A 14,429-nucleotide genomic window follows, 5' to 3' on the forward strand; every position below is an offset into this window, starting at 1 on the left:
TTAATTTTTTATAATTTTTAGATAGTCTGGGGTGTCTAACTCAATTTTCGCAACATAAATTCCTGTAGGTTGATTTTCAAGAGTTAATTGTACTTTTCTGTTCTTGATAGCGTAGGTTTTGTTTGATATTAAATGACCATCGATCGAGTATAATACTATTACGACTTCTTTTTTAGAGGTTGGTATTTCAATCTCAAAACTTCCAGATGTAGGATTTGGGTAAGCAGAAATAGCACCTTCTAATCCTATAATTTTTTTGGCATAAATACCCTCACAGTCTTTGGCTGTTTTCACTTGAAGTAATCCTCCTTTTTTGGTTTCTACAGAAAAGCTTGAATCAGTAGTTTCAAATTGTTCTACGCCATCTACAAAAACGGTATAAGGGGCAGTTCCTTCGGTAATTTCTACAGAAACTTTGTTAGCAACTATACTAGATTTTCCAGTAATGATTGCTCCTTTAGGAATGATTACTGTGAAGTTTTGTTCGAAATTTTCACCAGGAATAGTAATGGAAATAGTATAGGTTCCAGGAGTTAAATTAGGAAGATTTAAACTGTTATTGGTAAAAGAATATAGAGTTCCATTAATGCTAGCTTTATAAGTATATGCTGCTGTTGAACTAATGTTTATTTCACCATTATTTGAGTTAAGGCAGGTTTCACCTTTTGACTCAATAGTAAAATTGTTTGAAGGTAACGATAATGCAATACATTCAACACTATTGAAAGAGGCAGTAGCATCTTTCTTAGTTGACCAATTGGTATTAGAATAAGTAACATCATCAACAAGAATGCAGTATAAGTTTGGATTGTGAGCAATGTTAGTATTGACAGTGGTTAGCAAATTATTAGTGCCGTTTTTTAGGTTTAAAGATTGAAGATTATTATAATAACAATCAAATTTTGTTAAAGCATTATTTTTAGTAACATCTAGAGTGGTTAATTTATTATTGCTACATATCAAAGTTGTCAAAGCAACATTTTTAGAAACATCCAGTGTGATTAATTGGTTGTTGCTACATTTTAAAGCAGTCAAAGACACAAAATCCTGTATTCCTGACAAATCAGTAATCGAACTTGAAGAAACGTCAAGTGAGCTTACAGATGCTATGCTTCCAGTTAAAACTTTACCGTTTTTACCATCAGTGTCAATGCCCAATGCAATCAATTTGTCTTCAAACATAGCATCTGGAATTGCCGTAGAGTAGGCACAGTCAAAACTATAACTCGCTGTAGCGTCTTTATAAAAAGACCAGTTTGTATTAGAATAGTTGACATCATCTACTTCTATGCACTTTAAATCTGGATTATTGGTAAAATTTTTGATGCTTGGACCATTGTTAATTGCGTTATTTCCGTTCTTAAGATTTAATGAAACCAATTTGTTGTTTGGGCAATAGATTTCGGTCAAGCTTGTATTCTTAGAAAAATCAAGTGTTCTAAATAAATTGTCATTACAATGAATAGTTTGTAGTTTAGTATTGTACACTAAATTTAACATAGTTAATTTATTAGCAGCAATGTTTAAACTTTCTAGATAATGATTATAAGAAAGATTTAGCTTTGTTAATGCATTATTGTCACAACTTAAACTCTGTAAAGATGTAAAATCTTCAATTCCTGTTAAATCTGAAATGCCAACATTTGATACATCCAAAGAGGTTAAGGCAGCAATACTTGCAGTGAGAACTTTACCGTTTTTACCATCAGTGTCAATACCCAAAGCTATTAATTTGTCTTCAAACTTAGGGTCTGGAATTAAAGTTGAGTTGCTACAATTATTACTGTAATTAGCACTTGAATCTTTGTAATTTTTCCAATTTGTATTTGAAAAAGTAATATCATCTACTTCAATGCAACTTAAATCAGGATTATTTGTAAAATTTGAATAACCTATTTTAGTATTATTTCCGTTTTTAAGATTCAAACTTTTTAATTGATTGGATTTACAAAATAATTGACTAAGTTTAGTGTGTTTTGATAAATTTAAATCTCTTAATTGATTATAATCAAAATCTAACATGTATAACAATAGGTTATTAGAAACATCTAATTCTGTTAACAGGTTCTCACTGCAACTTAAATATCCTAATAATTTATTATTTGAAACATCTATATTTGTTAATAGATTACCACCACATGATAATGTTTTTAAAGAAACATTTTTCGAAACATTTAGGACTGTTATCGAATTTTCCCAACAATACAAAGCTGTTAAATTTACGTTTTTGGAAACATCCAATACTTTTATTTTATTTTGTTGACAATAAAGTGTTTCTAAGGCTATGTTTTCTGAAATATCGATAGATTCAAATTTTCCTTTCCCTGAGGCTCCTGTTTTAGTAGGGAAGTAAGAAATTGATAAATATATTAAAGCTATGTTTTTTGTAACATTTAAACTAGACAAAAGATTTGCACTACAATCTAATGTTTTTAATAAAATATTATTAGAAACATCAATAGAAGGCAATTGATTTGAATAACAATTAAGTTCTAATAAAGCTACATTTTTAGAAATATCTAAATTGGTTAATTTATTATCGTAACAATTTAATGTTTTCAAACTTACAAAATCTTGAATCCCTGTCAAGTCAGCAATCGAACTATTAGAAACATCTAGTGAGGTTATAGAAGCTATACTTTCTGTAGCCACTTTCCCGTTTTTTCCGTCTTTATCAATTCCAAGAGCGATTAGTTTGTCTTCGAATTTAGCGTCTGGAATAAGCGTATAAATAGTACAATCGAGACTAAAATTAGCTGTTGTATCTTTGGTTGTAGCCCAGTTGGAAGCTGCTGTAACATCAGCTACTTGTATACAAACCAATGTTGGATTATTAGAGCAATTTAGGGTTGTGATTGAAGCGTTTTTAGAAAGGTCTATTTTGGTAAATAAATTTCCAGAACAATTAAGAGTTGTCAATGCAGTAAATCCTTCAATACCTTTCAAATTAGCAATAGCGCTATTAGATACATCTAATATAGTTACGGACATTATACTTGCAGTTACTATAAACCCATTTTTACCGTCAGTATCAATACCTAATGTTATTAATTTATCTTCAAATTTTGGATCTGGAATTAGTGTAACTGTCGAGCAATCATAAGGAGAAAATAAGGCAGAAGCATCTTTCCTATTTGCCCAGTTGGTATTTGAATAAGCAGCATCATCAACAGTTATACACCTTAGGTCAGGATTGGATGAAAGAGTTATATCTGTCAACAAAGTGTTTTTGCCATTTTTTAGATTCAAGCTCAAGAGGTTGTTTGAAGAACAATTAAAATATGTTAAAGCTGCGTTTTTAGAAATATCAAGTGTAGTTAATTGATTGTTGCTACACCCTAAAGAAGTTAAAGCGATATTTTTAGAAACATCCAACGAAGTTATTTGATTATTCCAACATTGTAAATTAACTAAAGCGAGATTTTGAGAAACATCTAGAGTTGTCAACTGATTACTGGAAGGATATAAATTGGTCAACGCTAAGTTTTTAGAAACGTCAAGAGCTGTTAATTTATTATTTCCACAATTTAAATTAGTTAAAGCCACAAAATCCTGAATCCCTGTTAGGTCAGCAATAGAACTATACGAAACATCCAATGAAGTTAATTTGTTAATATTATTTGTTAACACTTTTCCATCAGTGGCCCCAGAATCAATACCTAATGCGATTAATTTATTTTCAAAATTTACATCAGGTATCATAGTGTATTGTGCTCCAATTGTTGCTACATCAATCACAGAAACATTGTCAACTAAAATTTCTGAATTAAGTGTTCCAGTAGTCCATATATCTACCTCGATATTTTCGTTTACAGTTGCAGTATAGTCAAATTCAATTTTTCGCCATTCACTACTAGAAAACGTAGCATCTGTTTTTTTAATGATTTCCTCTTTAAATGTACTTGGCTTGTGATATAAACTAAGATCAATTGCTGAAAAACTTCCCGAAACTAATTTGTGATACAAAGTAATACGGTAGGTTTTGTTGGCTACAACAGGAAAATATTCACTGTTAATATAATTAAATGTCCCATCAGTAATCATCATATTGGTGCTTGATGTGCCATTTTGAGACGAAGTGCTTTGCGAGGCAAAACCGCTGAAGTACCTGAACCAATTATCAGGTTGTGAGGATGAATTCCAATTTTCAAAATCCCCGTTGGGGATTAAATTGGTTTGTGCATTAATGGTAAGTGAGAATAGCAAAAAAAATAAAAGTAATTTTGTTTTCATAGGTTAATATTTATTAAAATATAGCGATGCAAGAGTACGAAATTTAACTTATTTTTACATAATTTTTTTCAGAATATACATATTTTTTTATTTTTATAACAAAATATTTGCAGAAACATTTTATCATAAAAAACCGTTAATGATTGATTAATATCTAATTTACTTCCACTATTTTTGGAGTTCATTATTTTAAATTCAGAAAATCTACATATGAAAAAAATAAATTTAACCTCAATAACGTTAATAGCCGCTTTGTCTTTATGCCTTTCGGCAAATGCTCAAACAGCTACAAAGTCAATTGATTATGTTGGCAAAAAAGGAGAATTGAGTGAACCTGAATTGCAAAGATGGTCGCATCTGGATTTAGCCAAAGACAGTATCCCAGGAATGAGCGTGGATAAAGCTTATGCCGAATTACTTAAAGGTAAAAAAGGAGTCAAAGTGATTGTTGGAATTATAGATTCTGGTGTAGATATTGACCACGAAGATTTGAAATCGGTAATTTGGACTAATAAAAAAGAGATTGCCGGAAACGGAATTGATGACGATAAAAACGGTTATATCGATGATATTCACGGCTGGAATTTTCTAGGGAATGATTTACATGAAACTCTAGAGATGACCCGTATCATAAAAAAGGGTGATGATGGATCGGCGACCTACAAAAGCGCATTGGCTGCTTATGAAGAAAAGTATAATAATGCAATGAAAGAAAAACAGCAAATGGATTTCTTAACTGCCACTGATAAGGCGATTCAAAAGCATTTGAATAAAGAAAACTATACTGTTGAAGATTTGAACGGAATCGTTACTACAGATCCCGATTTGAGCAAAAGTAAAATGATCATGACCCGTATTTTGACTAATGCAGGTCCGACTTTCAGAGCTGAAATTGAAGATTACACAAAATATGTTTACGATCAATTAAACTATAATTTGAACAAAGAGTTAGATGGTAGAAAAGTGGTGGGCGACAATCCAGAAGATATTAAAGATACCAAATACGGAAATAATATCGTTTATGGTCCAGACAAAGAAGAAGCTCTTCATGGAACTCATGTTTCTGGAATTATTGCACAAGTAAGAGGAAATAACATAGGAGGTGACGGAGTTGCCGATAATGTAGAAATTATGGCTGTTAGAGCTGTTCCAGATGGAGATGAATATGACAAAGATATTGCATTGGCAATTCGTTACGCTGTAGATAATGGAGCCAAAGTAATCAATGGAAGTTTTGGAAAAAGTTATTCTCCACACAAACAATGGGTTTTTGACGCTATAAAATATGCCGAAAAGAAAGATGTGTTATTTGTACATGCCGCTGGAAACGATGGAGATAACATTGATTTAGCTGAAAATATTAACTTCCCAAATGACTCCGAAGACAATAAAATAGAATTTGCGTCCAATGTACTTACTGTAGGTGCTTTGAGTAATAAATATGGACAAAATGTAATTGCAGATTTTTCAAATTATGGTACTGTTAACGTAGATGTTTATGCTCCTGGAACAGAAATTTATGCAACTGTTCCAAATAACAAATACAAATATGAGCAAGGGACTTCTATGGCGTCACCAAATGCTGCTGGAGTTGCTGCTTTGATTCGTTCCTATTATCCAAAATTATCTGCCAAACAAGTGAAACAAATCTTGATGGATTCTGGAACACCACTTCCTGCGAATGTACTTTTAGGAGAAAATCAAGAACAAAAAACAGCTGCTGATTCATCAAAATCAGGCAAAATGGTAAATGCTTATAACGCATTATTGATGGCCGAAAAAATGTCTAAGAAATAATTTAACTACTATTAATCCAATGGAAGAGTCAAAAACTCTTCCATTTTTTTATTTTTAATACCATGCGCAAACTCTTTCTATTTGCTTTTTTTTCAGTAAGTCTGGGTAATTTATTCGCCCAAAAAGCGGGTTACTGGCAACAACAGGTTGATTACAAAATGGACGTCACGATGGATGTCAAAAACTATCAGTACAAAGGAAAACAAGAACTGGTTTACACCAATAACTCTTCAGATACATTGAAGAAAGTGTATTATCATTTATATACTAATGCTTTTCAACCGGGAAGCGAAATGGATGCAAGACTACAATCTATCAAGGATCCAGATGGTCGTATGGTAACCAAAATAAAAGTGGATGGCAAAGACATAAAAGAAAGCCGAATTAAAAACCTTAAGCCGAATGAAATTGGGTATTTGAAAATTTCAAATTTCAAACAAGATGGTGTTACGGCTGTTGCCAAAGTGATAGGTACTATTTTAGAAGTGACTTTGGCAAAACCTATTTTACCAAATTCAAAAACAACTTTTACATTGGATTTTGATGGTCAAGTACCTGTGCAAATTCGCCGTATGGGACGAAATAGTGTAGAAGGCATTGAATTGTCGATGGCACAATGGTACCCAAAAATGGCAGAGTTTGACTTCGAAGGTTGGCATGCCGACCCTTATATTGCCAGAGAATTTCATGGTGTTTGGGGAAATTTTGATGTGAACATCACAATTGATAAAGATTATACTTTGGGAGGTTCCGGTTATTTGCAAAACCCAAACGAAATAGGCCATGGTTATCAAGATGCTGGAACTACAGTAGTTTATCCAAAAAAAGAAAAAACCTTGACTTGGCATTTTATAGCTCCAATGGTACATGATTTTACTTGGGCTGCCGATAAAAATTACCAACACGATATAGTAAAAGGACCAAATAATGTCGATTTGCATTTCCTTTTCAAAAACACGACTGAGGTAACCGAAAATTGGAGAAAACTAGAGCCTTTGATGGTAAAGGTGATGGATTATTACAACAAAACTGTTGGAAATTATCCATACAAGCAATACTCGTTTATACAAGGAGGTGATGGCGGAATGGAGTATGCCATGTGTACTTTGATGTTGGGCAACGGAAAACTTGAAGGACTTTTAGGCACAGCAACACACGAAATGGGACACTCTTGGTTCCAACATATTTTGGCATCCAATGAATCTAAGCACCCTTGGATGGACGAAGGTTTTACCACCTATATTGAAGATTCGGCCCTGAATGAATTGAAAGACAAAAAAGAAGAAAACCCATTCAAAGGGAACTATGCTGCTTACTATAAATTAGTAGAATCTGGAAAGGAACAACCACTTTCCACACACGGAGATCGTTATGATGAAAACCGTTCTTATAGTATTGCGTCTTATGTAAAAGGAAGTATATTCCTGTCTCAGTTGGTTTATGTGATTGGACAAGATAATTTGAACAAAACGGTAAAAAAATACTACCAAGATTTCAAATTCAAGCACCCATCGCCAAACGATATCAAGAGAACTGCCGAGCGTGTTTCGGGAGCTAACTTAGATTGGTACTTGGTGGATTGGACAGAAACATTAAACACCATCGATTACGGAATCAAAGAAGTAAAAGAAAACGCAGACAAAACAACTGTAACTCTAGAACGTATTGGTAGAATGCCAATGCCTATTGATTTATTGGTAGAATACACAGATGGTACTCAAGAGATTTTTTACATTCCGTTGCGCATGATGAGTTTCGAAAAAGAAAACCCAACTCCTGCCATTACAAGAACCGTTCTAAACGATTGGGCTTGGGCGTATCCTACTTTTGAGTTTAATATTTCAAAAAATAAGACATCAATCAAGAAAATCACCATCGACCCAAGTGGTTTAATGGCAGATGTTAAACAAAGCAATAATGTTTACGAACTGAAATAATTTTTTGTAAACAAAGCATAAAAGCTCTTTTAAAATGTAAAGTTTTAAAAGAGCTTTTTTAGTTAAAATCATTGGGGCGTGCCACCATAAAGAAAAGGGACCAAATCACTTAACGGTGATTCGGTCCCTTTTCTTTATGCTGTCGGGCTATCCACGCTACTTCGGTAGCTTGCTCCTATCCCTCACGCAAATACTGCTAAGCATCGTCTACTTCCCTTCAATCTTGTCTTCCTGTAAAAGTTAGACACTTCAGCTAAGATTCTAAAAATTAATGCTATGTTTGTCAGACAAGACTACCAAGTTTTGGATAGATATGTGAGACTTTACCATATATGTAAACGAATTATCAACAAACCAGACACACTATAACATCCTAAAATAACACTCAAATATGAAAAAAGTAACGACTCTGTTAACATCAGTTCTCTTAATTTGCTTTGCCTCTACAACTTTTGCTCAAGTAACATCTGAAAAAATTGATTTATTAATGAACGATGCCTTAATGAAATTTAAAGTAGCTGGCGCATCAATTGCGGTTGTTAAGGATGGAAAAGTAATTCACCTAAAAGGATACGGCCTTAGTTCTATTGAAACAAAAAAAGCGGTAAACGAAAGCACCAATTTTCAAATTGCATCCAATAGCAAGGCATTTACGACGACGGCACTTTCTATTTTGGAGGATGAGGGCAAATTGAAGTGGACGGATAAAGTAAAAGACTATATCCCTGAATTCAAAATGTATAATGATTATGTAACAGAGAATTTTAACATACAGGATTTATTAACGCATCGCAGCGGCCTCGGATTAGGTATTGGCGATTTGATGTTTTTTCCTGATGGGTCAAATTTCACCATTAAGGATGTGGTGAGCAGTTTTCAATATTTCAAACCGGTTTCTGCTTTCCGAACCAAATTTGATTATGACAATTTACTCTATGTCGTAGCAGGAGAAGTAATTGCCAGAACAAGCGGTATGAGTTATGAGGCATTCGTGCAAAAACGAATTATTGAGCCTCTGCAAATGAGCAATACTTTTGCAGCAAGCGATTTAATCAAGGACAAAAGTAATTTGGCAGTAGCACACTCATCTGAATCTGGAACTATAAAAACAATTGAAAACTTTGGAGTACAGATGAATAGTGCTGCAGGCGGGGTAATATCAAACGCTTCCGATATGGCAAAATGGATGTTGGTGCGTTTGAATAAAGGTAAATATGGAACTGATTTGAAATCAACACTGTTTTCTGAGAAAAACTACAATGAAATGTGGCGCATACATACCGTTGAAGAAGCAAATCCAAATCCTAGATACTCTTCTCATTTCTGCGGTTATGGATTAGGTTGGGAATTGGAAGATTCAAAAGGAACTCTAAAAGTATCACATACCGGCGGCTTACCTGGAATGCTTTCGGTTGTGACGATGTATCCAGATCTGAACTTAGGTATCGTGATTTTGACCAATACCGAAAATGGTGGTGCTGGACTTTTTTCTGCAGTTTCAAGTACCATTGCTGACAGCTATTTAGGTCTGGACGATTTTGGATGGACAGATAAAATGGTTGAGTGGATGAAGCAAGATAGAAGTAAAGGTGATGAAGTAACCCAAAAAGTTTGGGAAAAAGTAAAATCTGCAACGAAAGTAATCGTAAAAAATGAAGATTTTATAGGCACTTACACAGACAAGTGGTTTGGTGAAATTGAAGTGTTTGAAAAGAACAAACAATTATGGTTTAAATCACTTCGCTCCCCTAAATTGAACGGTCCTATGGCTTTTTATAATGCCAATACATTTGCTATAAAATGGGAATATCAGGCTATGAATTGTGATGCCTTTGCTATGTTTTCGCTTGATGAAACAGGCAAAGCGCAATCCATTAAGATGAAAGGTATTTCGCCAAACATTGATTTTAGTTTTGACTTTCAAGATTTAGACTTAAAAAGAGTCGAAAAATAAAGGCCTGCCCCGAACAAGTATTTACGATAAAAAAGAAGCCACTTCAATAACGAAGTGGCTTTTTGCTTTTATAGTGTCACTAGTGTAATCACAATTATGTTTGTTTGTTTTTACAGCAATAGTTGCTTGGTTCTTGCGAGGCACTAAGCACCCGAGCGAAGCGAACGGAGCGTTAGCTAATCTCATTTGTTATATCCATTCCAATAATTCAACTTCCCACAATTTACAAGTTATTAGTTATAAAAATCCTACAAATAAATAATTATTTCATTTCTGTTTTCTTACATTTGAATATATTAACCAAAAAATGTAACTAGAATGAGTAATTTAAATCCAAACAGGTTAAACCTAACCTATGCTGTTGCCGACATGACCCTGATGAAAAACAATGCCAACGCAACCATTGCCAAAATCCCGGTTGGGGCAACCCTTACCGAAGAAGAACGCGCAAGCGGTGGCGACATCAATGTGGACAACAAAATTTTTGTGGATGGTGCGTTGAATGAACTAAATTCCAATGGAGCAGCTATTATGCCCGCTTGGTTCAGCACTGCTAATTTGGCTAACGATGTCGCTTTTTACGACCAATCTGAGGAATTGATTTCACTGTATCAAAGCATTATCCTAAGACTTAAGGATGCCCAGCGTATTGCAGGCAGGGAAGCCTTGATTAATGCCCGAAAAGCCTACGAACAATACAAATCGGCTGCCGATGGAGGTGTTGCCGGTGCTCAGGCCAGCTATGACAAACTAAAAGTTAGGTTTGAAAAAAATGCTACCAGCGTACCTCAGGAACAGTTGTAATAATACTGTTTAGAATTGATAAAATATTTTTTCGATTTCAGAAACCAACAGCCTCGCTGTTGGTTTTTTTTATCCAATATTATTACAAATATAGATTCATAATTGGTATTTTTTTATAGTACTACTATAAAAATATATAGCAGTACTATGTTTTATTATAGTGTCGCTATATAATTATATAGCTAAGCTATATTTATTTATAGCAACACTATCCGTTTTATATATCGAATCTATATTTTTATATAGCGTGGCTATAGTATTTTATAGTGAAGCTATCTTTTTTTACAACTACACAATATGATTTATACTACAAACAATATTTTTAATTATAAATAAATTCGTATTTTTATCAAAATCATAACAAATAAAAAATTATGCTAACAATTCATATTGGCGAATTACTCTCAGAATACTACAATCGCAAACGCATTTACAAAAGTGTCCTGGCACGAAAAACAGGTATTGGCTATCAAACTATTTTACAACAGTGCAAGGAAAAAACCATGCAGGTTGATGCATTGGTAAAAATATCGGAAGTTTTAGGACACAACTTTTTTATGGACATAGCCGTGCAGTTCCCGAAAACGTTCACTACCAATGCTCCTATTGATGCAACCTCCACCAACGAAATTGAGGCTTTGAAAGAAAGAATAAGACTTCTTGAAAATGAAAATCAAGTTTTATTGAAGGTGATTGGGGTGAAAGGCTGAGTGAGAAAGTACTATTTTCAAGCTCCCGAAGTTTTATAGTTGAAAATAAAAAGATATTTAGTTATATGCAATTTCAAGAAGGACATCATACTTATTATATTTATATAATCACCAATAAAGCAAAAACTGTTTTATACACTGGTGTAACAAATCATTTGAAAATACGTTTAGTACAACACAAAGACAATATTGATTCAAAAAACAAAACATTTGCCTCAAGCTATAATGTTCGCTTTTTACTTTACTACGAAAAATTTACTTGGATTCAAGAAGCTATTGCACGTGAAAAAGAAATAAAGGCTTGGAGAAGAGAAAAGAAGTTGGATCTCATTAAGACGATCAATCCTGAGCTTAATTTTTTGAATCATTTGTTTGAATAGGATTTGTTCCAATTAAGATTGTGAATGTTCGAATAGTATTACAAAGTAATTTCTGCAATTTTATTTCTCAATCCACTTCCCTCAATATTGTCATCCCGAGGAACGAGGGATCTCCACAATACTATTCGGCAAAGCGACTCTTTTTTATTTAGATTACGGAGTTACTAGCGGAGATCTCTCCTCCGTCGAAATGACAATATTGGGTGTAAACGTTGTGAATACTTTAGTTTAGTCCTAAATGTGAACGTCATTTCATATTCCTTTTTTGAAGTTTCATTCCTAACAATGACATTTTTTAAACACCCCAATTATTCCCAAACTTGTCATTTCGACGGAGGAGAAATCCCCGTAAGTAATTCCCCAGTGTAGAGGACTTGCTTTGTGGAAATACTTGTGAAGATCCCTCGTTCCTCGGGATGACAATATTGTGTGTAAACGTTGTGAATACTTTAGTTTAGTCCTAGGAGTGAAAGTATTTATATTCCTTTTTTGGATGATGATAAAAAAGCAAAATCTCTTCCTTTAGCCCCGATTGTAGTGGAAATCCTCCCGATTTTTCTTCGGGAGATTGTAACAGAAAGCGGGACTATATATCCTATTATGCGGAATCTTTCTGCTCCAAAAAATAATAATTAAACTCGGATTTAGTCTTATTTACATCTGCCAGGCCCACAACTACTAAATTTCCCCCAATTTGCATTATAAAATCTCAAAAATTCACTAATTTTGCGCCCGATTTGAGTTCTTCCATTTAGAACTCACCACATATTTTCTCACTTAAACGTTTATAGCATGCAACTGTATAACACCTTAAGCGCAGAAGAAAGAGCCGAGCTTATTGATCAAGCCGGAAAACAACGCCTTACGTTGTCTTTCTATGCGTATGCCAAAATTCAAGATCCAACACAATTTCGTAACGATTTATTTGTAGCCTGGAATGCACTCGATGCGTTGGGTAGAATTTACGTTGCCCATGAAGGCATCAACGCCCAAATGAATGTTCCTGCCGAAAATATTGAGGCTTTTAGAGAGACTCTTGAAGTTTATGATTTTATGAAAGGAATTCGTTTGAATGTGGCCGTAGAACATGACGATCACGCCTTTTTGAAACTAACGATTAAAGTCCGTCACAAGATTGTTGCCGACGGTCTGAACGACGATACATTTGATGTAACGAACAAAGGAATTCACTTAAAAGCCAAGGAATTCAACGACATACTAGATGATCCAAACACAATTGTAGTTGATTTTAGAAATCACTATGAAAGTGAAGTGGGTCACTTTAAAGGTGCCATAACTCCCGATGTTGAAACTTTTAGAGAGAGTTTACCGATAATCAACGAGCAGCTTCAAGACCACAAAGAAGACAAAAATCTGGTTATGTATTGCACCGGTGGAATTCGTTGTGAGAAAGCAAGTGCTTATTTCAAACACCAAGGTTTCAAAAATGTTTTCCAATTGGAAGGCGGAATCATCAATTACGCCAAACAATTAAAAGAAGAAGGCTTGGAAAGCAAGTTCATTGGAAAGAATTTTGTTTTCGATAATCGTTTGGGCGAAAGAATTACAGACGATATTGTTTCTCAATGCCACCAATGCGGAAAACCGTGCGATAATCATACCAACTGTGAAAACGACGCATGCCATTTGTTATTTATTCAATGTGACGAATGCAAAACGGCCATGGACAACTGCTGTTCTACCGAATGTCTGGAAATTATACACATGCCTCTAGTCGATCAAGTAAGATTGAGAACTGGAAAGCAAGTTGGAAATAAAGTTTTTAGAAAAGGAAAATCGGAAAGTTTAAAATTCAAACATTCTGGGGAATTGACAGATACAGCTTTGGCAACTGCTCCAAAAACTACTGATATTCGCAAAAAGATAAAAATCAAAAAAACACTACTAGGCAAAGCGGAACATTACTACGTAAAAGCGCAAGTGGGGCTTTTCACTATCGAAAACCAAGAATTGAATTCGGGTGACAAAATCTTAATCGTTGGGCCAACAACCGGAAACCAAGAAATGGTTTTGGATAAAATGTTGGTCAACGGAATCGAAAGTACTCAAGCTATAACTGGGGATAAAGTGACATTCACAGTTCCTTTCAGAATTAGATTGTCAGACAAATTGTATAAAATTGTAAATTAGCTGAAATTCTAAGCTAATTTCTATGCCACACTCTTTCAATAAATTATGGATTCATGCCATTTGGGCAACCAAAAATCGTCAGGAATTAATAGATTTTTCAATAGAAAAAATAGTATATGATTGCATCCGAGAGGAATTAATAGAACTTGGATGTCCTGTTAGAATTATTAACGGTATGCCGGATCATATTCACGCATTGTTTTTGTTGAATCCTCAAAAATCAATTACTGACGTTATAAAGCAAATAAAAGGAAGTTCTTCGCATTCTATTAATGGCGGAAATCTTATTCTTGAAAAATTTGCATGGCAAACAGGTTTTGCATCATTTTCTGTCAGCGAATCCCAATTGGAAATTGTTTATAATTATATCAAAAATCAGAAACAACACCATCTAAAGAAAAATGGTCAAGACGAATTTGATGAATTTATAAAATTACATGGATTGAATAATTCTGATGATTGA

At 34.0% G+C, this 14,429-nt stretch carries 10 protein-coding genes; 8 read left to right on the forward strand and 2 right to left on the reverse strand.

Annotation, left to right across the window (positions count from 1 at the left end):
* Positions 1 to 4,233, reverse strand: coding sequence for a T9SS type A sorting domain-containing protein (locus tag AC1DY0_RS02195; protein ID WP_477187048.1), 4,233 nt, complete (start codon positions 4,231 to 4,233; stop codon positions 1 to 3).
* A gap of 210 nt (positions 4,234 to 4,443) precedes the next feature.
* On the opposite strand from AC1DY0_RS02195, the gene AC1DY0_RS02200 reads away from it, so the two are divergent.
* The 3 genes from AC1DY0_RS02200 (at position 4,444) to AC1DY0_RS02210 (ending at position 9,921) form a co-directional block, all read left to right on the forward strand.
* Positions 4,444 to 6,030 carry a S8 family peptidase gene (locus AC1DY0_RS02200; RefSeq protein WP_477187049.1) on the forward strand — a complete coding sequence of 529 codons (1,587 nt, stop codon included), beginning with the start codon at positions 4,444 to 4,446 and terminating at the stop codon, positions 6,028 to 6,030.
* A 62-nt stretch (positions 6,031 to 6,092) separates the two neighbouring features.
* Positions 6,093 to 7,967, forward strand: a complete 1,875-nt coding sequence (locus tag AC1DY0_RS02205; RefSeq protein ID WP_477187050.1) for a M1 family metallopeptidase — start codon at positions 6,093 to 6,095, stop codon at positions 7,965 to 7,967.
* Between the two features lie 391 nt (positions 7,968 to 8,358).
* Positions 8,359 to 9,921: a serine hydrolase gene (locus AC1DY0_RS02210; protein WP_477187051.1), complete on the forward strand. Its 1,563-nt coding sequence runs from the start codon at positions 8,359 to 8,361 to the stop codon at positions 9,919 to 9,921.
* 21 nt (positions 9,922 to 9,942) lie between these two features.
* Here AC1DY0_RS02210 and AC1DY0_RS02215 read toward each other — a convergent pair whose 3' ends face one another.
* Positions 9,943 to 10,107, reverse strand: a complete 165-nt coding sequence (locus AC1DY0_RS02215; RefSeq protein ID WP_477187052.1) for a hypothetical protein — start codon at positions 10,105 to 10,107, stop codon at positions 9,943 to 9,945.
* Positions 10,108 to 10,239: 132 nt separating this feature from the next.
* Here AC1DY0_RS02215 and AC1DY0_RS02220 point away from each other — a divergent pair, with 132 nt between their 5' ends.
* The 5 genes from AC1DY0_RS02220 to tnpA all read left to right on the forward strand — a co-directional run bounded on the left by AC1DY0_RS02220 (position 10,240) and on the right by tnpA (position 14,429).
* On the forward strand, positions 10,240 to 10,725 hold the full coding sequence (locus tag AC1DY0_RS02220; RefSeq protein WP_477187053.1) for a hypothetical protein: 486 nt from the start codon (positions 10,240 to 10,242) through the stop codon (positions 10,723 to 10,725).
* Positions 10,726 to 11,099: 374 nt separating this feature from the next.
* Positions 11,100 to 11,435 carry a hypothetical protein gene (locus AC1DY0_RS02225; protein WP_477187054.1) on the forward strand — a complete coding sequence of 112 codons (336 nt, stop codon included), beginning with the start codon at positions 11,100 to 11,102 and terminating at the stop codon, positions 11,433 to 11,435.
* Positions 11,436 to 11,500: 65 nt separating this feature from the next.
* Positions 11,501 to 11,815: a GIY-YIG nuclease family protein gene (locus AC1DY0_RS02230; protein ID WP_477187055.1), complete on the forward strand. Its 315-nt coding sequence runs from the start codon at positions 11,501 to 11,503 to the stop codon at positions 11,813 to 11,815.
* A 792-nt stretch (positions 11,816 to 12,607) separates the two neighbouring features.
* Entirely contained in the window at positions 12,608 to 13,966 is a 1,359-nt protein-coding gene (trhO, locus tag AC1DY0_RS02235) for an oxygen-dependent tRNA uridine(34) hydroxylase TrhO (protein WP_477187056.1), read from the forward strand.
* Positions 13,967 to 13,988: 22 nt separating this feature from the next.
* A complete protein-coding gene (gene tnpA / locus AC1DY0_RS02240; RefSeq protein WP_477187057.1) occupies positions 13,989 to 14,429 on the forward strand; it encodes an IS200/IS605 family transposase in 441 nt (146 codons plus the stop codon).

The organism is Flavobacterium sp. P1_E4 (assembly GCF_056405915.1).